This is a genomic window from Brevundimonas sp. P2_A6 (genome assembly GCF_056404975.1).
In genome coordinates this window covers 25306-47296 of the sequence record NZ_JBFUCZ010000005.1, presented here as the reverse complement: position 1 = coordinate 47296, position 21991 = coordinate 25306, and the positions used below count along the sequence as shown (strand labels likewise).

The window sequence follows — 21991 nt, the reverse complement described above, 5'->3', positions numbered from 1 at the left end:
CGCCTTCGGCGACAGGGAGGAGACATTGGGCTCAAGCAGCGAGCCGCCGCGCGGTGAGCGGTAGCCCACCGAAATCAGGCTCAAGCAGCGAGCCGCCGCGCGGTGAGCGGTAGCCCACCTAAATAAAGTATCAGACGGCCTGTAAGCCGGGTTCTGTCCCGTTCGAAAACGGTGACGATCATTCCTCTGGACCACCCGTCGCCGGATGGTTCTCGCGACCTACCCGGACGCCTCGGGCGGTGAACCCTGCGAGCGAGCTCGCGCGACGTCCCTATTCGGTCTTGCTCCAGGCGGGGCTTGCCATGCCGTCGCTGTTACCAGCCACGCGGTGGGCTCTTACCCCACCCTTTCACCCTGACCCGGGTCGAGACCCGGGCGGTTTGCTTTCTGTGGCGCTATCCCTCGGGTCACCCCGGGCGGGCGTTACCCGCCGCCTTTTCACCGTGGAGCCCGGACTTTCCTCGACGGAGGCAAGCTCCGCCGCGACCGCCCGGCCGTCTGACGCGGGCTAGGTGGACGCTTTGGCGCGACAGGTCAATTCAGGACGCCCGTCACGCTCTCGGCCGTCGCGAGCTGAAGGACGCCCATCAGAGTGGCGCGGGTCTCTCCGTCGGCGATGCCGTCGACCTTCGAGGGCCTCCAGTGGCGCTGGAAGGCCTCGACCGTGATGCGCGTCTCGTCGGTGTATCGACCGTTCGGCAGGGGCTCGTAGCCCAGACGGTGCAGCCCGGCCTGCAAGACGTGCACGCCCAGCCCCTCGTGGCCGATGGTCAAGGGCGGACCCAGGGCGGCGATGCGTTCGGGGGCGGGCTCGAACCAAAGACCCTGGCGATGTTCGGCCAGCCGTTTCCACGGAAACAGCTCGCCCGGATCTTCTTTGCGCGAAGGGGCGACGTCGGAATGGCCCAGGATGCGGGCGTCCTCGACCGACCAGCGGGTGCGGATGTCGTCGATCAGGGCGATGACGGCCTCGATCTGTGCGTCGGGGAACAGGCGATAGCCGAACTCGTGCCCGGGATTGACGATCTCGATACCGATGGAGACGGCATTGATATCCGTTTCGCCTTTCCACCAGGACTTGCCCGCATGCCAGGCGCGGCGTTCTTCCGGAACCAGACGCAGGATCGAGCCGTCCTTGTCGACGACATAGTGGGCAGAGACCTTGGCCCCGGGATCGCGCAGCCGGGCGATGGCGGCCTCGGCCGTCCGCATGCCGGTATAGTGCAGCAAGACCATGTCCGGCGGCCCGCGCCGCTGGTCGAAGTTGGGGGAGGGTGCCTCGGTGATCGGTGGCATCGGGGCCTAGCGCCCTTGGCGCTCCCAGCCGTAGGTCACCCAGGTGTCGCCGACCTTGGTCGCCTCGATCACGTCGTCGGTGCGTCGCGCACGGGCCGTGACCCGGCGGCGCGCCCGCACGGCCAGACCCGCGAAAAAGACCAGCACGCTGGCGAACAGGGCGATCACCGCGACGGCGGCCGCCGTGAAGACCGCCAGGATCGCGCCGACCGTCAGCGCTGCCACAGCCGCGACCAGACCCCCGAGCCACATGATCGGGCCAAGCAGCCCGTTCGGACGGCGGTTCTGGAAACCGAGGGAGGCATAGCGGTCCTGCATCATCACTGGTCCTTGGTCGAGCGCGCCCGGAGGGAGGTCGATGGGAACGCCTGAATCCCAATGTCGGTCCACAGATGTGAACCGTCAATGACCGAGCGCTTCACAGGCGAGTGTGTCGCGGCCTTCAGAGGGGCTGATCCGCCAGGACCGAGGCACCGCTGCTACGCATCCGATCGATCTCGACGCGGCCGAGCACCGCGCGGGTCTGGGGGTCCGCCATGACGCCACCCAGGGTGACCAGGGCCTGCGCGGCTTCGGACTGGACGCCGAACGCAGAGGAGAGGGCTTCCCACGGCGACTGTGGCGTCGGGAAATGCTTGAAGCGAACGGAGGTGTCGGGCGAGATATTGGCCAGTTCGCGCGCCTTGCTGATCGCCTCGGTCAGCCCCCCCAGCTGATCGACCAGTCCCAGGGTCTTGCCTTGCGCCCCGGTCCAGACGCGCCCGCGCGCGATCTCGCGCACCCGGGCGACGGGCAGGCGACGGCCGGTGGACACGCGCTGGACGAACTCCTCATAGGTCCGGTCCATGGAGGCGGAGAAGGCGGCGCGCTGGCTTTCGGTGAAGCTCTGGCTGGGCGCGAAGGCGTCGGCATAGTCCCCGCCGACCGACAGGCCGCGCAGATCGACGCCGAACCGGCCGAGCGCCTCCGACACCACGAACTTGCCGCCGAACACCCCGATGGAGCCGGTCAGGGTCGAGGGCTGGGCCACGATCCAGTTGGCCTCCGAGCTGATCCAGTAACCGCCGGACGCCGCATAGTCGCCCATGGAGACCACGACCGGCTTGCCCGCCGCCTTGGCCGCGCGGACGGCGGCCAGGATCTGTTCCGAAGCTTCCGGCGAACCGCCGGGCGAGGAGACGCGGAAGACGATGGCCTTCACCGACCGGTCCTCGATCGCATCGTAGATGGCCTCTGCCGTGTCGTCGGAGTGGATCGAGGATCCACCACCGAAGGACGCGCCGCCCCCCGTTCCGGTGACGATGGCCCCTTCGCCGCCGATGATGGCGATGGCGTCGCGGCCGGAGCCCTGCCGTTCGCCCTTGGACGAGGCGTAGTCGCCGAACTCCAGGATGTCCGACCCGCGACCGGCCCGGCGTTTGGCCTCGGCCTCGGCCTCCTCGACCTGGCCGATCTTGTCGATCAGCTTGGCCGACAGGGCCTGGGGCGCGGAATACGGACCGGCCTCGATCGTGGCCTTCAGCGCGGCCGCCGGCACCTTGCGATCGAAGGCGGCGTTGGCGATGGCCGAGTCGTAGATGGAGGTCATCCAGGCCGTCATCGCCTCGCGGTGCGGGCCAGCATAGTCGGACTGGGTGTATTCGTTGACGGCGTTCTTGTACTCGTAACGCTGCTCGAACTCGGCGCGGACGCCGTATTTGTCGAAGGCGCGACCCAGGAAGATGGTGTCGGCCGAGAAGCCGGTGGCCTGGAAGTTTGCCGTGTTCTGCATCCACAGCTCGGACGCCGAGGCTCCGACCATATAGCTGGAGATCACGGTGCCCACCGGCTGGAAGCCCTGCGAATGGGCGATGACCGGCTTGCCCGAGGCGCGGAAACGGCGGACGGCCTGGCGGATCTCGTCGGCCGAGGCGGGGCTGATGCCGGCTTCCGGCAGGCGGATCAGCAGGACTTTGACGTGCGCGTCCTTTTCCGCCTGGGCCAGGGTGTCGACGATTTGCAGGACCGACAGGCCCCCACCGCCGAACGCCGCGAAGGGGTTGGTCGGCGCCTGATCGGTCAGGCCTTCGCGCAGGTCCAGCTCCAGTACGGCGTTGGCCGGCGTCGCCGGCTCCTTGGCCGAGGCGGCCGCTCCGACGATCAGCACGATCGGCAGGACGACGACGAACAGGATCAGGCCGGTGAAGACACCGAGCACGGTCAGGAAGAACTGCTTCATGGGGAGGCGGCGGTCCGATCGAGCGGCCACGATCGGCCAGGTCCGACCATAGAGGGCGGGGCGTTGCGGTCAAATGAACGTGGCGTAACGGCTTGCTGTGCATCGTCGCAGGATGACGGAGCCCGGAGCGTCGGCTAACACCGCGTCCATGACCAGACTTTGCGTCGTCGCTGCCGGGGGCACCGGCGGTCACATGTTTCCAGCCGAGGCCCTGGCCCGCGAGATGGCCTCGCGGGGCTGGCGGGTCGTCCTGGCCACCGACCATCGCGGCGGGCAATACGCCCAGGCCTTCCCGGCCGAGGAGCGCCTGGCGCTGGACGCCGCCACCGGCTCCGGCCCGGTCGCCCTGGCCAGGGCCGGTCTGGCCATCGTGCGCGGCGTTCAGCAGGCACGATCGGCCTTCAGCCGGCTGGATGCCGATGTCGTCGTCGGCTTCGGCGGCTACCCTTCGGCCCCCGCCTTGATCGCGGCGATCCTGCAGAAGCGCCCGACCCTGATCCACGAGCAGAACGCCGTGCTGGGACGCACCAACCGGATTCTCGCGCCGCATGTCCGCAATGTGGCCTCGTCCTTTCCCACGCTGGAACGTGCCGGCCCGGCCGTTAAGGCTCGCAGCCAGGTCGTCGGTGCCCCCGTCCGCGCCGACATCCGTGCTCTTTACGACCGCGCCTACCTCCCGCCCGGTGACGGCCCCATCCATATCCTGGTCACCGGCGGAAGCCAAGGCGCGCGCATCCTGTCCGAGACCACGCCGCGCGCGCTCGCGGCCCTGCCGGATGCGATCCGCCGCCGCCTGAAAGTCCAGCAGCAGTCTCGCCCCGAGACCCTGGAGGCCGCTCGCCAGATCTATCTCGAGTCCGGGATCGACGCCGAGGTCGCGCCCTTCTTCCGCGATATGGCGACCCGCCTGTCCCAGGCTCATCTCGTCATCGGCCGGGCCGGGGCCTCGACCTGCGCCGAGCTGGCCGTCGCCGCGATGCCGTCCATCCTGATCCCGCTGAAGATCGCCACCGACGACCATCAGCGGCTGAACGCGAAACTTCTGACCGACGTTCACGCCGCCGAGATGATCCTGGAGGACGATGTCACCGTCCGGACCATGACGGATGTCGTCGCTGCGGTGCTCGCCGATCCCCGCCGTCTGGCGGCCATGAGCGCGGCTGCCCGCTCCGTCTCCATCCCCGACGCGGCTCAACGGCTGGCCGACCTGGCCGAGGCGACGGCGGCCTGATCACGACGGCCTGATCACAACGGCCTGATCTCCGGGTCCTCTTCCCTCTTGCGGACCGTCCACAAAGTCGCGACGTTCGGTCCATGCGCATCCTCCTCGTCTCGGCCTCCCTGATTGCCCTTGCCGGTGCCGGAGCCGCCGCCGCCCAGGACGCGCCGCCCGTGTCAGATCCGGCCCCGCGCCGACCCGACATCAGTGTCGAACCCGAGCTGTCGCCACCCCTGATCGTGGACGGTGCCGCCGCCGCGCCGCCGGCGGCCCCGACGATCGAGGCGATTCCTCGTGTCTGGTCGCCCGCCCCGCGCGACGCCCAGGGCCGCAGCGCCTACGGCCTGTATCTGTCCGGTCGCTCGGCCCTCAGCTCGGGCGAGTCCGCGCAAGGCGCCGATCTTCTGGCCCGCGTGGAAGGTCTGACCCCGGAACAGCCGATCGTGCGCGAACAGGCCTTTACGTCCGCCCTTCTGGCGGGAGACCTCGATCTGGCCGCGCGCATTTCGCCGGACGAGGGCGTTTCGCCGGTAATTTCCGAGGCCGGGGTCCTGGTCTCGGTGGTTCAGCAACTGGCGGCCGGCGACGCCCGACAGGCCAATGCGGCCCTGACGGCCCACCCGATCGGCGCGCCTCATGCCCGTGCCGGGGCCCTGATCGCACCTTGGGTCGCCGCCGCCGCGGGCGACTGGGACAAGGCCCTGGCCGAGCCCAATCCAACGGCCGATCCATTGACCGTCGTGCTGGGCCGCTATGACCGCGCCCGCCTGCTCGAGTACCGCCGGCGCTATGACGAGGCGGACGCCGCCTTGAAAGCGCTGGCTGAGGATGCCCGCACCGGCCCTCTCTTCCTGGTCGCCTATGGCAACTTCCTCGAACGGCGCGGCCGTCGGGACGAGGCCCTGGCCGCGTATGACGCCGGGCTGGCCGCCGGTGCCGCCGATCCGGCGCTGGCCGCCGCCCGCGCCCGCGTGGTCGCCCGCGGTCGCGCGCCCGCCTTGCCCACCTTCAAGGAAGGCGCGGCCGAAGCCCTGACGATCGCCGCCCAGCAGGCTTCCGCCGAGGGAGCGAACGAGTTCGCGGTCGTCTATCTGCGCCTGTCGCTGAACCTCGATCGCGACGCGGCCTCGCTCTATCGCCTGGGTTCGACCCTGTCCCAGGCCAGTCTGGAAGGTCCCGCGCAACTCACCCTGGAACAGGTTCCCGATGACGACCCGGCGGTCTATGCCGCCGCCCGGGTGGCCCTGGCGCAGACCCTCGACAAGGCCGACAAACCTGAAGAGGCACTGGCAGCCTTGCGTCAGGCCGAGGCCGCGACCCCGTCCGACCCCCGCATCGCGGGTCTGATCGCCAGTCAGTTGATGAAGCTGGAACGCTGGGACGACGCCCTGGCGGTGCTGGACGGGCCGCTGCTGAACAACGCCGATCAGTCCGCCAACGTCCGCTTCATGCGCGGTGTCGCCTATGAGTCGCTTGACCGCGTGCCCGAGGCCGAGGGCGAACTGTGGGCCGCCCTGCAGGCCGAGCCGAACGAACCTTCGTTCCTGAATTACCTGGGCTACCTGTGGGTCGACAAGGGCACGCGCGTCGCTGAGGGTGCCGCCATGATCCAGCGCGCCCACGCCGCCGATCCCGATGACGGCAATATTCAGGACAGCCTGGGCTGGGCCCAGTATCGCCAGGGCCAGTACGACACCGCCGTCGACACCCTGGAACAGGCCGTCGCCAAGGAACCGGCCAACGCCGAGATCAACGACCATCTGGGCGACGCCTACTGGCAGGTCGGTCGTCGCCGCGAGGCCGGGTTTCAGTGGAATCGCGTCCTGACCCTGGACCCCGACGCCGAACGTCGCGCCGACGTCGAACGCAAGCTGGAACAGGGCCTGACCGAGGCGGCCCCCGCGCCGTCGATGGCGACCGGGGGCTGACCTGGCTGTCCTGTCGCGCCTGGCTCCCGCCAAGGTCAATCTGTTCCTGCATGTCGGTGCGGTGCGGCCGGACGGCTACCATCCCCTGTCCAGCCTGGTCGCCTTCGCCGACGTGGGCGACCTCGTCTCGGTGGAGCCGGCCGACCGCCTTTCGCTGACCGTGACAGGACCCTTCGCGGGCGGACTGGACGGGCAGGGGGACAATCTGATCCTGAAGGCACTGCGGGCGCTCGCCGTCGACCGGGGCCTGACCGACCTGCCGCTGCGGTTCGCTTTGGACAAGCGCCTGCCGATCGCGGCCGGTCTGGGCGGCGGCTCGTCGGACGCGGGCGCCGCCCTGCACCTGGCCAATGAGGCCCTGGAGTTCGGCCTGTCCGAGGCGGCGCTGGAGGACCTGTCCCGAGTCGTCGGGGCCGACGGTCCGATGTGTCTGCGCGCCCGTTCGGCCTTTGCGGAGGGGATCGGAGAACGCCTGACGGAGGCTGCGGACCTGCCGCCCCTCCATGCCGTCCTTTACAATCCGGGTCGTCCCTCTCCGACCGGCGCGGTGTATCGGGCCTATGACGCCGACCCGACAGGAGATGCTTCGCGCCCGGCCCCACCGTCCGCCTGGACGGCGGGCGCGGCCATCCGCTGGCTGGCTGGAACCCGAAACGATCTCGAGGCGGCGGCCGCGCGTCTCGAACCCGTCATCGCCTCCGCGCTGCGGGACGTGGCTGGTCAATCTGGCGCGCGCTTCGTCCGGATGTCGGGGTCCGGGGCCACCGTTTTCGGGCTGTTCGACGACGAAACGCAGGCTCAGCAGGCCGCCCGGAACCTTCACAGTAATAATGGCTCAGGTTGGGCCGTCCCGACGCTTCTGGGCGGCAACGCGGTCCTCAGCCAGACAATAAGGCGATAGCGCGGCGATATACTGACCACCGCCGGTCAATGGTCACAAGATGACCAGACGCTTCATCTTGTCTGAACACGCGTTCATCCGAAATGGAACCGGTAGACGGTGTTGCGGCTTCTTATGCCTCGTAACACTCCGTTACGGGCCGCGATCAATTCCTCCCCGCTGGTCCGTGCAGCATTGAAAAGGAAACTGTCATGCTTCGCACTCGCCTACTGACCGCCACCGCCGCCGTCGCTCTGTTCGGTGCCGGCTCCGCCTTCGCCCAGGACGCCATGGCTCCGGCCCAGACGCCAACCGCGCCTCCCGCCCAATCCGCGGCTCCGGCCCCCGTGCCGAACGAGGCCGTCACGCCGCCCCAGGCCGCGACCCCCGCCGCAGCCAACACCGTCATCGATGTGCTCAAGGCCAATGGCCAGTTCACGACGCTGCTGACGGCACTGGACGCCGCCCAGCTGACCGACACGCTGAAGACCCAGCCCGCGATCTCGATCTTCGCCCCGACCGACGCGGCCTTCGCGGCTCTGCCGGAAGCCGAGCGCACCCGCCTGCTGGACCCCGCTAACGTCAATGACCTGCGTCAGCTGCTGCTGTATCATGTCATCGTCGCCGACGTGAACTCCAGCCAGATCGAGGGCACCAAGGGGGGCGTCGAGACCGCCGCCCGCACCCAGGTCCAGCTGGACGGCACCGGCTCGGCCATCAAGGTCGATGAGGCCACCGTGACGACCGCCGACATCGACGCTTCGAACGGTTCCATCTTCGCCATCGACCGCGTTCTGAACCCCGGCGAAAGCCAGGTCGCCGTCGGCGACGCCGACGAGGACACGGCCGCGCCCGCCGAGGGCACCGCCAGGGCGACGCCTCCGGCCTCCGATGAGTCCATGGCCACCCCGCCTGCCGATGAGACCGAGGCCGCTCCGCCCGCGACGGACGAGACCATGACCGGCGACGACATGGACAACGACTCGGCCACCACCAATGGCGAAGTGTCGCCGCCGCCGGTCGATAGCACCACGGCTCCGGCGGGTTCGACCAGCACGACCACCGTGCCGCCGGCCTCGACCACCAGCTCCAACCCGACCCCCGAGGCGGTGCGCGCCCCCAACGGTCAGCCGGCCGCGTCCACGACCACCACGGCCTCGCCCCCGGTCCCTAATCCGACCGACGGCCAGACCGACGGCACGGCCCCCAAGCCGCAGTCGTAATCTCACCGCGACGGTGAGTTGAGTTGGAAGGCGGCAGACCCTAGGGTCCGCCGCCTTTCTCTTTGCCTGAAGACTCCCCGTGGCCGCACCGACCGAACCGCTCGCCTTCCAGGACCTGATCCTCACGCTCCAGCGCTACTGGGGCGATCAGGGCTGCGCGATCCTGCAGCCCTATGACATCGAGGTGGGGGCGGGGACCCTGCATCCGGCGACTGTCCTGCGCGCGCTGGGTCCGCGACCGTGGAAGGCCGCCTACGTCCAGCCCAGCCGCCGCCCCGGCGACGGCCGCTATGGCGAAAACCCCAACCGCCTTCAGCACTACTACCAGTTTCAGGTCATCCTGAAGCCCAACCCCGACAATCTGCAGGAGCTCTACCTCGGCTCGCTCCGTGCCATCGGCATCGACCCGGCCCTGCACGACATCCGCTTCGTCGAGGACGATTGGGAAAACCCCACGGTCGGGGCCTGGGGCCTGGGCTGGGAGGTCTGGTGCGACGGGATGGAGGTGACCCAGTTCACCTATTTCCAGGGCGTCGGGGGCCTTGAGGTCGACGTCGTCTCGGGCGAGCTGACCTACGGGCTGGAGCGTCTGGCCATGTATGTTCAGGGCGTCGATAGCGTCTATGACCTGAAATACACCCGCGACGGCACGACCTATGGCGAGGTCTTCCTGGAGAACGAGCGCCAGCAGTCCGAGGCCAACTTCCACGGCTATGACGTCGAGGGACTGAAGCGCCGGTTCGAGGACATGGAGGCCGAGAGCACCCGCCTGCTGGCCATGACCGGGCCGCAGGGCCAGCCCCTGGTGCTGCCCGCCTACGACCAGGTCCTGAAGGCGTCGCACCTGTTCAACCTGATGGACGCGCGCGGGGCCATCGCGGTGGCCGAACGCCAGAGCTACATCGGCCGCATCCGCGACCTGTGTAAGGCCTGCGCCCTCGCCTATGTCGAACAAGAGCGGGGAGCCGTCTGATGCCCCAGCTGCTTGTCGAACTGTTTTCCGAGGAAATCCCCGCGCGCATGCAGGCAGGGGCCGCCCGCGATCTGGAGCGCATGGCCTCCGAACGCCTGAAGGCCGCCGGCCTGACCTGGGACGCCCTGACCACCTATGCCGGACCGCGTCGTCTGACGCTGGTCATCGAGGGCTTGCCCACGGCCACGCCCGACCGCTCCGAAGAGATCAAGGGCCCCCGCGCCAATGCGCCGGAGCAGGCACTGGAGGGCTTCCTGCGCAAGACCGGCCTGACACGGGATCAGCTGACGGAGCGCGACGGGGTCCTGTTCGCGGTGATCGAGGAGGCGGGGCGCCCCACGACCGCCGTCATCGCCGAGACCGTGGACCAGATCGTCCGCGCCTTCCCCTGGCCCAAGTCGATGCGCTGGGGCACCGGCACCCTGCGCTGGGTCCGCCCGCTGAAGCGGATCGTGGCCCTGTTCGACGGGGCCGTGGTGCCGTTCGAGATCGACGGCATTCAATCCGGCGACACGACCGAGGGCCACCGCTTCATGGGCTCGGGCCAGCCGTTCGCTGTCCGGGACTTCGCCGACTATCGCAGCAAGCTGGAACAGCATTTCGTCATGCTCGATTCGGCCGACCGAAAACTCCACATTATCGAGGGTGCCAGGCTCGCCTGTCAGGCCCGAAACCTCGACATCGTGGACGACGATGGCCTGCTGGACGAGGTCGCCGGCCTCGCCGAATGGCCGACGCCGATCCTGGGCGACATGGACCCCCAGTTCCTCGACCTGCCGCCCGAGGTCGTCCGCCTGTCGATGAAGGTTCACCAGAAGTATTTCGCCGTCCGCGACCCCGCGACGGGCACACTCGCCCCCAACTTCATCGTCGTCGCCAATGTCGAGGCCTCCGATGGCGGCGTGGCCCTCGCCGCCGGCAACAGTCGCGTCCTGTCCGCCCGCCTGAACGACGCCCGCTTCTTCTGGGACGAGGACAAGAAGGTCGGCTTCGACGCCTGGCTGGAGAAGCTGAAGGGCGTCACCTTCCACGCCAAGCTGGGAACGATGGCCGAGCGCGTCGACCGCATCGCCGCCCTGGCCCGCGAGACCGCCCCCCTCGTCGGCGCCGACCCGGATCAGGCCGAAAAGGCCGCCCGCCTCGCCAAGGCCGACCTCGCCTCCGGCATGGTCGGCGAGTTCCCGGAGCTTCAGGGCGTCATGGGTGGCTACTACTCTCGCGCCGAGCACGGCGACGCCATCGCCGACGCCATTCGCGACCACTACAAGCCGCAAGGCCCGGCGGACTCGGTCCCGACCGCGCCCCTGACGGTCGCCGTCGCCCTGGCCGACAAGCTCGACACCCTCGTCGGCTTCTTCGCCATCGACGAGAAGCCTACCGGGTCGAAGGACCCGTTCGCGCTGCGTCGAGCGGCGCTGGGGGTGATCCGGCTGATCTTGGATAATCAAGTGCGAGGGGGGCTCGAACGGCTTTTGGGTCGAGCGTATTTCTTGGCGTGGACGTCTACCGGCCACGTCAAATTCGGGTCCATCATCGAAGCAGCCAAGGCTTACCAAGCTGCAGTGGGTGCTTCGGGTCCGATCAGTCTATCCGGCGTCGATCTGCAGCGATTGGGTATCAGCAAGTCGGTCGATGAGCTGGACCAAGAACTGGATCAAGGCGTCCGCGACCTCCTCGCCTTCTTCGCCGACCGCCTGAAGGTCCTCCTGCGCGACCAGGGCAAGCGCCACGACCTCGTGGACGCCGTGTTCGCGCTGGGCGACGACGACCTCGTCCGCATCGTGCGGCGGGTGGAGGCCCTCGACGCCTTCCTCGCCACCGACGACGGGACCAACCTGCTGGCCGGCTACAAGCGCGCGTCCAACATCCTGAAGGCCGAGGCCAGGAAGGGCGATGTCCCCACCGGCATGGTCGCCACCGGCTTGCCCGACCAGCCCGAGGCGGAGACGAAGCTCGCCTTCGCCACCGACGTCGCCCGCAACGCCGTCGACGCCGCGCTAGAAACCGAGGACTTCGCCGCCGCCATGACGGCGCTGTCCCGCCTGCGCAGCCCCGTGGATGCCTTCTTCACCGACGTGATGGTCAACTCCGACGTGGCCGCCGAGCGCGACAACCGGCTGAAGCTGCTGGGCCAGGTGCGCGACGTGATGGGCCGGGTGGCGGACTTCGGGCAGGTGGCGGGGTAGTCTATGTCCTTCTCCCCTTGCGGGAGAAGGTGGCGGCCGAAGGCCGACGGATGAGGGGTACGAGGCCGCACACGAGATACTGGGGCAGTCCTCCTGTCGGTCAGGCCGAGTCTCACCCCTCATCCGACCTCGCTTTGCTCGGCCACCTTCTCCCGCAAGGGGAGAAGGAACATTTCACGGCATCACCCTTTGTTACAGCCCGGTCTCGCCTTCGCGCGCGTGGCACGTTAGTCAGGGCGCAACCGAGCGGGGCCAACCCGCCAGCACACCAAACTCAGGGGACTACCGATGACACAGTGGGTCTACGGATTCGGCGGCGGGTCCGCCGACGGCGACGCGTCGATGAAGAACCTGCTGGGTGGCAAGGGTGCCAACCTGGCGGAGATGTCGTCGCTGGGCCTGCCCGTGCCCCCCGGCTTCACCATCACGACCGAGGCCTGCGTCCACTACTATTCGAACGGCCAGCAACATCCGGACGGCCTGCGCGACCAAGTCGCCGCCGGTCTGAAAACGGTCGAGACCGTCGTCGGCAAGACGTTCGGCGATGCGTCGAACCCCCTGCTGGTCTCCGTCCGATCCGGGGCCCGCGCCTCCATGCCCGGCATGATGGACACGGTCCTGAACCTGGGCCTCAACGACGAAACCGTCGAGGGTCTGGCCAAGCTGTCGGGCGACCGCCGCTTCGCCTTCGACAGCTATCGCCGCTTCATCACCATGTATTCCAACGTGGTCCTCGGTCTGTCGCATGACGACTTCGAGGAGGTCCTGGACGACCACAAGGACCGTCTGGGCGTCACGGTCGACACCGACCTGTCTGCCGCCGACTGGGAAAAGGTCGTCGCCGAATACAAGACCGTGGTCGAGCGCGAGCTGGGTCAGCCCTTCCCCCAGGATCCGCACGAACAGTTGTGGGGCGCGGTCTCGGCCGTCTTCGCCAGTTGGATGAACGACCGGGCCAAATTCTATCGCCGCATGCACGACATCCCCGAAAGCTGGGGCACGGCGGTCAACGTCCAGTCGATGGTGTTCGGCAACATGGGCGAGACCTCGGCGACCGGCGTCGCCTTCACCCGCAACCCCTCGACCGGCGAGGCGCGGCTGTATGGCGAGTTCCTGATCAATGCCCAGGGCGAGGACGTCGTCGCCGGCATCCGCACGCCGCAAAGCCTGACCAAGATCGGCCGCGAGGAGATGGGCGAGACGGCCCCCTCGATGGAAGAGGCGATGCCCGAGGTCTTCGCCCAGTTCGTCGACGTCGTCGGCAAGCTTGAGGCCCACTACCGCGACATGCAGGACATCGAGTTCACGGTCGAACAGGGCCGTCTGTGGATGCTGCAGACCCGCAACGGCAAGCGCACGGCCAAGTCGGCGCTGAAGATCGCCGTCGATCTGGCCGCCGAGGGGGTGATCACCCAGGAGGAGGCGATCAGCCGGGTCGAGCCCTCGGCCCTGGATCAACTGCTGCACCCCACGCTGGATCCCGACGCCGCCCGCACCGTGATCGCCACCGGCCTGCCCGCCAGCCCCGGCGCCGCGACCGGCAAGATCGTCTTCGACGCCAATGAGGCCGAACGGCTGGGTCAACTGGGTGACGCCGTCATCCTGGTGCGCGAGGAAACGTCGCCGGAGGACATCCACGGCATGCACGCGGCGCGCGGCATCGTCACGGCGCGCGGCGGCATGACCAGCCATGCGGCGGTGGTCGCGCGCGGCATGGGTCGCCCCTGCGTCTGCGGCATCAATGCCCTGTCGATCAACGAGGCGGCCGGGACCTTCACTGCCAACGGCCGCACCTTCAAGGCCGGCGAGATCATCACCATCGACGGGTCCAAGGGCGAGGTGCTGGAAGGCGCGGTCGCCATGATCGAGCCGGAGCTGACCGGCGACTTCCAGACGCTGATGGGCTGGGCCGACACGGTGCGCCGCCTGCGCGTTCGCGCCAATGCCGAGACCCCGCTGGACGCCAAGACCGCGCGCGGGTTCGGGGCCGAGGGCATCGGCCTGTGCCGCACCGAGCACATGTTCTTCGACGAGGCCCGGATCGCCGCCGTCCGCGAGATGATCCTGGCCGATGACGAGAAGGGCCGTCGCACCGCGCTCGCTAAGATCGAGCCGTTCCAGAAGTCGGACTTCGTCGAGCTGTTCACCATCATGGCCGGGCTGCCGGTGACGGTGCGTCTGCTGGACCCGCCCCTGCACGAGTTCATCCCGCACTCCGACGAGGACATCGATGCGCTCGCCGCCACCTCTGGCATCGACGCGGCCAAGCTGAAGCGCCGAGCCCGCGAGCTGCACGAGACCAACCCCATGCTGGGCCACCGCGGCTGCCGCCTGGGCGTGGCCTATCCCGAGATCTACGAGATGCAAGTGCGCGCCATCCTGGAAGCCGCGCTGGAGGTCAAGCAAACAGGCGCGCAGGCTGCCCCCATCCCCGAGATCATGCACCCCCTGGTCGCCTTGGGTCTGGAGATGAAATACCTGCGGGAGCTGACCGACCGGACCGCGAGGGACGTCTTCGAAAAGGCCGGCGACACGGTCGAATACCTGGTCGGCACCATGATCGAACTGCCGCGTGCCGCGCTGCGCGCCGGTGATCTGGCTGAACACGCGGAGTTCTTCAGCTTCGGCACCAACGACCTGACCCAGACGACTTTCGGCATCAGCCGCGACGATTCCGGGCGGTTCCTGCAGGCCTATATGGACAAGGGCATCTTCGAGACCGACCCCTTCGTCCGCCTGGACCAGGAGGGTGTCGGCGACCTGATCCGCATCGCCGCCGAGCGGGGCGGGGCCGTGCGTCCGGACATCAAGATGGGCATCTGTGGCGAGCACGGCGGCGACCCCGCCTCGATCGCCTTCTGCGAGCAGGTCGGCCTGGCTTATGTCAGCTGCTCGCCCTATCGCGTGCCGATCGCCCGACTGGCGGCGGCCCAGGCGGCCCTGGAGCACCGGGGCGGCGAGGCGCGGGAAAAGGATCGCTAGGTCTCACAAGCAGCTCCAGCTTGACGATTGAGGCAAGAAGTCGGCCAGTATAACGCCGTCTGTGCTTCGTCTCACACAGTTTCAACTGTGTAATCGATCGGCCATGGAACGGCCGGTTCTCATACCTACTTGTCCTCTCGCTGGATGGGGCAGGGACGATCCGTCCCTCATCCTTAGGAGTATAAGAAACAATGCGTAACATTCTTCTCGCGACCGCCGCCCTGACCTTGTTCGCCCTGCCGGCGGCCGCACAGACCGTTTCGGGCCCGACCTGGTCCGGATCGATCGGCTACACGCACCTGGACGGCGACGACGCTGATCTGGGGGCCATCACCGGCCGCCTGGACGCGCGCCTGCACCCCAATTTCGGCCTGGAAGGCGAAGCCTCCATCGGCGTCCGCGACGACGACATCACCGTCGCCGGCGTGACCGGCTCGATCGAGGAAGACTATGACGCCGCCGCCTATGCCGTCGGCTATCTGCCCGTCAGCCCGAACCTGGAACTGTTCGGCCGCGTCGGTTACGGCACGACCCGCATCAAGGCGGACGTCGCCGGCTTCTCCGCCAACGAGGACGGCGAAAGCGTCAACTATGGCGTCGGCGCCAACTACTTCTTCGACGGCGTGAACGGCATCCGTGGCGACATCACGCGCCGCGACTTCACCGACGACAACGGTGGCAAGATCGACACCTACGGCGTCAGCTACGTCCGCCGCTTCTAAGGAAAGACGACGTCTCCTCCCCGTTCGCCGCCTGGCGAATGGGGAGGTGGATGCGAGCCCGTGCAAGCGGACGTAGGGGATCTGGACGGCGGCAAGCCCCGCTGCTGCGCAGCAGTGAGGAGAAGGGCTCCTCAGCCCGGCTCGGCCACCAGCGCCCAACGCATCGACCCGTCGCCGAACGGCCGGGTGAACCATTCCGAATAGCGTTCGAAAGCTTCGACCACCGCCTGACGCAGGTCCTGGGTCACCGGCTCTCCGCGCTGACGCTTCAACGCCGCGACGCAGTCGATCACGACGTTCTGGTGCGCCGATCCGCCCAGCGACTTAAGCACCAGCGCGACGTCGCGCGCGAGCGATTCCAGAAAGCCGGGGGATTTGGCGGGCGCTGCGCTCATCAAGGGACTCCGTGCCGCTCGGTGTCTTTGGTGGCGGATACGTCACAGATTGAAACCAAAAGCGCAAGCTGAGCCGGTGTTCGATGGGTCATCACTTTGTGATATGGCTTCGATCCCTGGTTACGAGGGTTCGATGACGGTCGATCTGGCATTGCGCCTGGCCTACGGGCTGAACATCCTGATCCTGACGCCGGTGTTGATCGGGTTGTGGCTTGCGAGCGCCGACAAACCTTCGGCGGTGTTCGAGGGCAGGGCTCCGGCCTCGGTGCCCCTCAGCCGCCTGGTCGCCAGTCTGTGGAGCGCGATCCTGCTCTGTTCGGTCGTCGGGTTGTGGCGGCCGTCGCTAATGGTGCCGATCTTGGTCCTGCAGGTGATCTACAAGTCCCTGTGGCTGGTGACCGGTGCCCTGCCCATGATCCGCCGTGGTGGACCGCCCTGGGGTGTCGCCGTCAGCTTCGTGGTCATCGTTGCCGTCTGGCCCTGGATCATCTGGGCGGCCTGGCGCTGATTCAGCCCCGCTTGCGCACGAACACCGTCCCGGCCGAATAGCCCGCGCCGAAGCTGCAGATCAGCCCTGTCTCGCCGGCCTCGAACCCATCGTTGTGCAGGTGGAAGGCGATGATCGATCCGGCGGAGCTGGTGTTGGCGTATTCGTCAAGGATGATGACGTTCTCGTCCTCGGTCGGATCGCGGCCCAGGACCTTTCGCCCGATCATCGAGTTCATGTTGATGTTGGCCTGGTGCAGCCACAGACGCTTGAGGGCGGTCGGGTCCAGACCCAGCGCGCCCGCATGATCCACGATCATGTCGGACACCAGCGGCACCACATCCTTGAACACCTTGCGGCCCTGCTGGATGAACAGCTTGTCGTCTTGCTGACCGGCCGCGCGCTCGCCTGGAGCGGCCCCCGTCTCCTCGGCCCAGCGGTTCAGGAAGCCGAAGTTGTTCCTGATGTTGTTCGAGAACACCGTCTTCAGCCGCGTGCCCAGGATGTCCCAGCCGCCAGGCCCCGCCGTTTCCGATGACTCGACGATCACGGCGGTGCAGACGTCGCCGAAGATGAAGTGGCTGTCCCGGTCGGTGAAGTTCAGGTGCGCCGAACAGACCTCGGGGTTGACCATCAGCACGGCCTTGGACGGATCGTTGGCGATGAAGTCCGCCGCCGTCTTGATGCCGAAGGTGGCCGACGAACAGGCCACGTTCATGTCGAAGCCAAACCCGTCGATATCCAGCGCCTGCTGGATCTCGACCGCCAGCGCCGGATAGGGGCGGGGCATGTTCGACGCCGCGCACAGGACCGCGCCGATCTCCGAGACCGGCTTGCCCCAGGCCTCGATCGCCTGTCGCGCCGCCTTGACCGCCATCTCCGCCATGATCGACAGTTCGTCATTCGAGCGTTCGGTGATGCGCGGGGCCATCCGCTCGGGGTCCAGGATGCCCGCCTTGTCCAGCACGAACCGGCTCTTGATGCCTGACGCCTTCTCGATGAAGGCCTCCGAGGAGGGCGTCAGGGCCGCGACGTCGCCCTCGGCGATCTGGCCCGCGTGGGCGGCGTTCCACCGCTCGGCCCAGGCATTGTAGGCCTCGACCAGCTCGGCGTTGGAGATGGACTGTTCGGGGGTGAACAGGCCGGTGGCGGCGATAACTGCGTGCGTCATGAAGCGCTCAATAGGCCGGTGGCGGGCGGCGGTCGAGACTGGCCTTGATGCCCTTCCACCAGCGGGCGATCTGGTGGGGCGGGGCGGCGGGCGGCGGGTCGTGCCGGGCCGCGATCAAGGCCTCGACCAGGTCCTCGGCCTCGCAGGGCCAGCCGTCGGGCGTGACATAGATCGGATATTCGATCAGGGCGGCGGCCACCAGCGCATCCAGACCGACCCGCCGCGTCCGGCGTTCATAGGTCATGGCATCGGTCGTCAGCCCCCAGCCGCCATAGAAGGGCCGGCCATAGGTCGCCACCGCCTTGCCCCGCAGCAGGGCCTCGAAACCCGACAGCGACGTCAGCGTCGCCAGCCCATCGCAGGCGTCCAGGCAATCGACGATGTCCAGCTCGTCCGCCGTCGCGTCCACCGCCTCGATGGCCGACGCATCCAGCAGGCCCGGCCGATTGCCGTTCATCACGTCGGGGTGGTTGCGATAGATCAGGAAGGCGTCGGGAAAATCCGCCCGCGCCGCCGCGACCAGCCCGGAGTTGGTGCGGATGTCGCCGCACCCCTTCAGGATCGACTTGTCGTTCTCGACCTGACCGACGACCAGCAGCTTCCGCCGGTCCTGCGGCCAGTCCGGCCGCGCCGCGCTGCCTACCAGATTGTATTTCGACAGCCCCGCCTCGACCACCCGCGCCCGCAGCCGCGCCGCCCGGGCCAGCAGCTCCGGCGACTGCGCCCCGCCCTCGATCAGGGTCTCCAGCCGCGAAGGCCGGGTCGGATCGTAATAGACGCCCTGGTCGTCCAGAGCGACGCTCAGCGCCCCGAAGAAGTCCGACCCCAGCCCGCGCGACCGGATGAAGCCGTCCTCCATCCGCACCACGGGCACCGAGGTCGCCGCCGCCGCCGCCGCGATCTCTGGCGTCTCCTTGCCGGCCCAGTAGATCAGCCGTCCGCCGGTCGCCTCGGCCCGCCTCGCCGCCCGGCTGGCCGAGGCGAAATAGGTCATGGTGGTTCTGGGCCCGTTCAGCAGTCGGCGGATCGGCGGCCGCTTGGCGGGCGAGAACCCCACCCCGGCCCAGTCCCCGGCCAGCCGCTCGGCCCGCGCGCGCATCGAGACCAGCCGCTCCAGCGCCGCCTCCACCTCGCAGCGCTGGCCCGTCACCGGGTCGACGTAGCGGGTGTAGCGGATCATGGCCGCCGCCACGACGGTCTCGATATCGCGCGCCACGCCGCGCCGTCCCGTCTGGACCGCATCCGTCGTCAGCCCCCAGCCGGAATAGAAGCCGGCCCCGAAACACCGCACCGGCAGGCCGCGCATCAGGGCCTCGAATCCCAGCGCCGAGGTCACGCACCAGACCTGATCGACCTCGGCCAACAGATCGGCGGGTCGCACGTCGGTGTCCAGCAGGGTGAGGCCCGCCAGGTCGGCGTCGGCGATGCAGCCCTGTTTCCGACCCGCCGCCACGGCCGGGTGCCGCTTGACGATCAGCTGGGCGTCCGGGTGTTCGGACCGGGCCGTGCGTACCATCTCGGCGAAGCTTTCAGGCCCCGCCATCCCATGGGCGATGGAGGCGTCGCCCGCCGTCTGGTCGACCAGCAGGATGCGCGGTCGGTCCTTAAGGATCGAGCGGTCCAGCGGCCCGCCCATATTGGTCTTGGACATGCCGGTCTCGACGATCCGGTCGATCAGCGCCCGCGCCCGTGTCCGCACGCTTTCGTCGCACCAGTCATCGGCCGTCAGGATCAGCTGTTCCAGCCGCGAGGGTCGCGTCGCATCGTAATAGATGCCCAGGTCATCGACGATCAGGCTGACCGAGGCCGCGCCCGTCTCCCCCAAGCCGATGGACCGCAGGAAGCCGTCTTCCAGAGCCAGATAGGTCAGGCCCTGCCTGGCGGCCCTCTGCCGCCCCGCCTTCGACGTGGGCTTCAGACCCCACCCGGCCACCGCATCCACCGCCGCGACGGGACTGGCTGCCAGTTCGAAATCGTCCAGGAAGGTCGCCAGGTAGGGCAGCTTCCAGATGCCGGGCGCACAGACCCAGGCGCGGCGACGGTCGGTCGGAAGGGAGGGGACTGTGGTCAAGCGCGGGCTTTCAAAGGCTCGCCAGCCTCTAGCGACAGGCCGCCGCCCGGTCCAGCAGGGCCTGCGCCTGAACCAGATGCAGCCGCTCGACCATCGCGCCGCCCACCCGGATCGCGCCTTTGCCCTCGGCCTCGGGTGCCGCGAAGGCCGCGACGATGGCCCGTGCCTCCGCCACCTCGGCGTCGCTGGGCGAGAAGGCCGCGTGGGCCGCCTCGATCTGGTTGGGATGGATCAGGCTCTTGCCGTCGAACCCGTACAGCCGTCCCTGGGCGCATTCGGTCGCCAGCCCCTCGGCGTCGTCCAGCCGGTTGAACACCCCGTCGATGGCCAGCAGGTCGTGTGCCCTTGCCGCCGCCACCGTCGCCGCCAGCCAGGGCTTCAGCGGCTCGCGATCGAGGGACACGCCCATCCCCAGTGCCTTGGCCAGATCGTTGACCCCCAGCATCAGCGCGCCCAGCGGCCCGCCCGCAGCCGCGATCCGGGACAGCTCCAGCAGCGCCCGGGGCGTCTCGATCATGGCGCACAGCCGCACGCCGTCGTCCATCCGCGCCTCATAGGCATCGACCGTGCCCGGCTCCTCGACCTTGGGGGCCACGATCCAGTCCAGCGGCAGCCCTGTCAGGGTCGCCAGATCCTCTTCGCCCCATTCGGTGCCCAGGGCGTTGACCCGCACTGCGACCCGGCCACGAAAGCCGCCCGCGCGCACGGCCTCGACAGCCGCTGCCCGCGCCTCGGCCTTCACCTCGGGCGCGACCGCGTCCTCCAGGTCCAGCACGACGAGGTCGCAGTTCAGCCCGCGCGCCTTCTCGATCGCCCGCGCGTTCGAGGCCGGCAGGAACAGGACGCTGCGGACCGGGGTCACGCTCAGACCCGCCCGGTCACCGGCACCAGCGCCCCGGTCATGGCCCGGCTGTGGGGGGACGCGAGGAACAGGATCACCTCGGCCAGATCGGCCGGGGCCACCCACGCCTTCGGGTCCGCGTCCGGCATGTCCTTGCGGTTGGCCGGGGTGTCGATGATCGAGGGCAGGACCGCGTTGACGGTGACCGAGGTGTCTTTCAGCTCCTCGGCCAGGGCCTGGGTCAGACTGTGGACCGCCGCCTTGGACGCCGCATAGGCCCCCATGCCCGCCCCCGCCTTCAGGGCCGCCGCCGATCCGACATTGACGATCCGGCCTTCGTTGGCTGCCTTCAGGTGGGGCAGGGCGGCACGGCTGGCGTTCAGCGCCGTGGTCAGGTTCAGGGCGAACATCCGGTCCCAGGCGGGCTCGGCGTCGTCCGTCTTCTGCCAGACGAAACCCCCGGCGATGTTCAGCACCGCGTCGATGCGTCCGAACCGTTCGAACACCTGGGCCATCGCCTGTCCGGCGGCCGTTGCGTCGGTCAGGTCGACCCCCGCGATCTCCAGAGCGTCCTTGGGCGCTTTCTCGCCAGTCGCATGGTCGATCAGGGCGACCTTCAGCCCGCGCCCCAGCGCCGCTTCCACCACCGCGCGGCCCAGCACGCCGTGCCCGCCCGTCACCACCACCACCCGATCGGTCATGCCTTCGCTCCAAACACCTTGCCCATCAACCGCTCCAGCGCCTCGGCGTCCACCCTATCGAAGGCGGCCTTCGACGTCGCGTCCACGTCGAAGACGGCGATCAGGTCGCCGCCCGCGTCGAACACCGGCACCACGATCTCGCTTTCGGAACGCCCGTCACAGGCGATGTGTCCGGGAAAGGCGTGGACATCCTCCACGATATGGGTCCGGCGCGTTTCGGCCGCCGTGCCGCACACCCCGCGCCCGAAGGCGATCCTCAGGCACCCCAGCGTGCCCTGATAGGGGCCGACCACCAGTTCGCCCGCTTTGTCGGGATCCACGACATAGAAGCCGGTCCAGAAGTAGTCGTTGAAGGCGTCGGCCAGCATCGAGGTCACCGTGGCCATGCGCGCCACGCGATTCGGCTCCCCCTCGAGCACGGCCAGGATTTCCGATTCGACCTCCCGATAGGCCTCGGCCTTGTCGGCGGGGCGGTCATTGCGGGCAACATAGGACATCGGACGGGCCCATCGGAAACGACATAGGGGAGGCGCGATATAGGACGTGACCCCCTGCCGCGCGAGCGCCGGGTTCGCGTCACGGGCGTAAACCACTGTTTTCTGTGGACGAAGCTTGGCCGGACCATAATTTCGCCGTTCTGCGGCAACGCTTTGTGAGCGAACGCCGTTAACCATGTCTTGAACTTCACTGGACCGACG

18 protein-coding genes and 1 other RNA gene are annotated in these 21991 nt (G+C 68.5%); 9 read left to right on the top strand and 10 right to left on the bottom strand.

What is annotated here, in order from left to right; all coding sequences use genetic code 11:
* Nucleotides 1-126: 126 nt before the first annotated feature.
* The 4 genes from rnpB to sppA all read right to left on the bottom strand — a co-directional run bounded on the left by rnpB (nt 127) and on the right by sppA (nt 3514).
* Nucleotides 127-502: RNase P RNA component class A (gene rnpB, locus AC1DW4_RS12430), an RNA gene on the bottom strand.
* A gap of 32 nt (nt 503-534) precedes the next feature.
* A complete protein-coding gene (locus AC1DW4_RS12425) occupies nt 535-1296 on the bottom strand; it encodes a peptidoglycan recognition protein family protein (protein WP_477017580.1) in 762 nt (253 codons plus the stop codon).
* A 6-nt stretch (nt 1297-1302) separates the two neighbouring features.
* A complete protein-coding gene (locus AC1DW4_RS12420) occupies nt 1303-1617 on the bottom strand; it encodes a hypothetical protein (protein ID WP_477017579.1) in 315 nt (104 codons plus the stop codon).
* 121 nt (nt 1618-1738) lie between these two features.
* On the bottom strand, nt 1739-3514 hold the full coding sequence (gene sppA, locus AC1DW4_RS12415; RefSeq protein ID WP_477017578.1) for a signal peptide peptidase SppA: 1776 nt from the start codon (nt 3512-3514) through the stop codon (nt 1739-1741).
* A 148-nt stretch (nt 3515-3662) separates the two neighbouring features.
* Between sppA and murG the strand changes: the two genes are divergently transcribed.
* The 8 genes from murG to AC1DW4_RS12375 all read left to right on the top strand — a co-directional run bounded on the left by murG (nt 3663) and on the right by AC1DW4_RS12375 (nt 15627).
* Entirely contained in the window at nt 3663-4745 is a 1083-nt protein-coding gene (gene murG, locus AC1DW4_RS12410; protein WP_477017577.1) for an undecaprenyldiphospho-muramoylpentapeptide beta-N-acetylglucosaminyltransferase, read from the top strand.
* Between the two features lie 83 nt (nt 4746-4828).
* On the top strand, nt 4829-6661 hold the full coding sequence (locus AC1DW4_RS12405) for a tetratricopeptide repeat protein (protein WP_477017576.1): 1833 nt from the start codon (nt 4829-4831) through the stop codon (nt 6659-6661).
* A gap of 1 nt (nt 6662) precedes the next feature.
* Entirely contained in the window at nt 6663-7562 is a 900-nt protein-coding gene (locus tag AC1DW4_RS12400; RefSeq protein ID WP_477017697.1) for a 4-(cytidine 5'-diphospho)-2-C-methyl-D-erythritol kinase, read from the top strand.
* 191 nt (nt 7563-7753) lie between these two features.
* Nucleotides 7754-8764, top strand: coding sequence for a fasciclin domain-containing protein (locus AC1DW4_RS12395; RefSeq protein WP_477017575.1), 1011 nt, complete (start codon nt 7754-7756; stop codon nt 8762-8764).
* A 79-nt stretch (nt 8765-8843) separates the two neighbouring features.
* Nucleotides 8844-9737: a glycine--tRNA ligase subunit alpha gene (locus tag AC1DW4_RS12390; RefSeq protein WP_477017574.1), complete on the top strand. Its 894-nt coding sequence runs from the start codon at nt 8844-8846 to the stop codon at nt 9735-9737.
* Nucleotides 9737-11923, top strand: a complete 2187-nt coding sequence (glyS, locus tag AC1DW4_RS12385) for a glycine--tRNA ligase subunit beta (protein WP_477017573.1) — start codon at nt 9737-9739, stop codon at nt 11921-11923. The genes AC1DW4_RS12390 and glyS overlap by 1 nt, the downstream gene beginning before the upstream one ends.
* A gap of 288 nt (nt 11924-12211) precedes the next feature.
* On the top strand, nt 12212-14905 hold the full coding sequence (ppdK, locus tag AC1DW4_RS12380; protein ID WP_477017572.1) for a pyruvate, phosphate dikinase: 2694 nt from the start codon (nt 12212-12214) through the stop codon (nt 14903-14905).
* 191 nt (nt 14906-15096) lie between these two features.
* The gene (locus AC1DW4_RS12375) at nt 15097-15627 is read left to right on the top strand and encodes a porin family protein (RefSeq protein WP_477017571.1); all 531 of its coding nucleotides are present in this window, start codon (nt 15097-15099) and stop codon (nt 15625-15627) included.
* Between the two features lie 131 nt (nt 15628-15758).
* Here AC1DW4_RS12375 and AC1DW4_RS12370 read toward each other — a convergent pair whose 3' ends face one another.
* On the bottom strand, nt 15759-16022 hold the full coding sequence (locus tag AC1DW4_RS12370) for a hypothetical protein (protein ID WP_477017570.1): 264 nt from the start codon (nt 16020-16022) through the stop codon (nt 15759-15761).
* A gap of 133 nt (nt 16023-16155) precedes the next feature.
* Here AC1DW4_RS12370 and AC1DW4_RS12365 point away from each other — a divergent pair, with 133 nt between their 5' ends.
* Complete coding sequence (locus AC1DW4_RS12365; RefSeq protein WP_477017569.1) at nt 16156-16530, top strand: hypothetical protein; 375 nt, start codon at nt 16156-16158, stop codon at nt 16528-16530.
* A gap of 1 nt (nt 16531) precedes the next feature.
* On the opposite strand, the gene AC1DW4_RS12360 is transcribed toward AC1DW4_RS12365, so the two are convergent.
* Genes AC1DW4_RS12360 through AC1DW4_RS12340 form a run of 5 tightly spaced genes read right to left on the bottom strand, consistent with a single transcriptional unit; the run spans nt 16532 to nt 21790 of the window.
* Nucleotides 16532-17680 (bottom strand): beta-ketoacyl-ACP synthase III, encoded by a 1149-nt coding sequence (locus tag AC1DW4_RS12360; protein WP_477017568.1) that lies wholly within the window; start codon nt 17678-17680, stop codon nt 16532-16534.
* Between the two features lie 7 nt (nt 17681-17687).
* Entirely contained in the window at nt 17688-19751 is a 2064-nt protein-coding gene (locus AC1DW4_RS12355) for a capsular polysaccharide biosynthesis protein (RefSeq protein ID WP_477017567.1), read from the bottom strand.
* Nucleotides 19752-19779: 28 nt separating this feature from the next.
* On the bottom strand, nt 19780-20613 hold the full coding sequence (locus tag AC1DW4_RS12350; protein ID WP_477017566.1) for an HpcH/HpaI aldolase/citrate lyase family protein: 834 nt from the start codon (nt 20611-20613) through the stop codon (nt 19780-19782).
* 2 nt (nt 20614-20615) lie between these two features.
* Entirely contained in the window at nt 20616-21293 is a 678-nt protein-coding gene (locus AC1DW4_RS12345) for an SDR family NAD(P)-dependent oxidoreductase (RefSeq protein ID WP_477017565.1), read from the bottom strand.
* Complete coding sequence (locus AC1DW4_RS12340; RefSeq protein ID WP_477017564.1) at nt 21290-21790, bottom strand: GAF domain-containing protein; 501 nt, start codon at nt 21788-21790, stop codon at nt 21290-21292. The genes AC1DW4_RS12345 and AC1DW4_RS12340 overlap by 4 nt, the downstream gene beginning before the upstream one ends.
* Between the last annotated feature and the right edge of the window lie 201 nt (nt 21791-21991).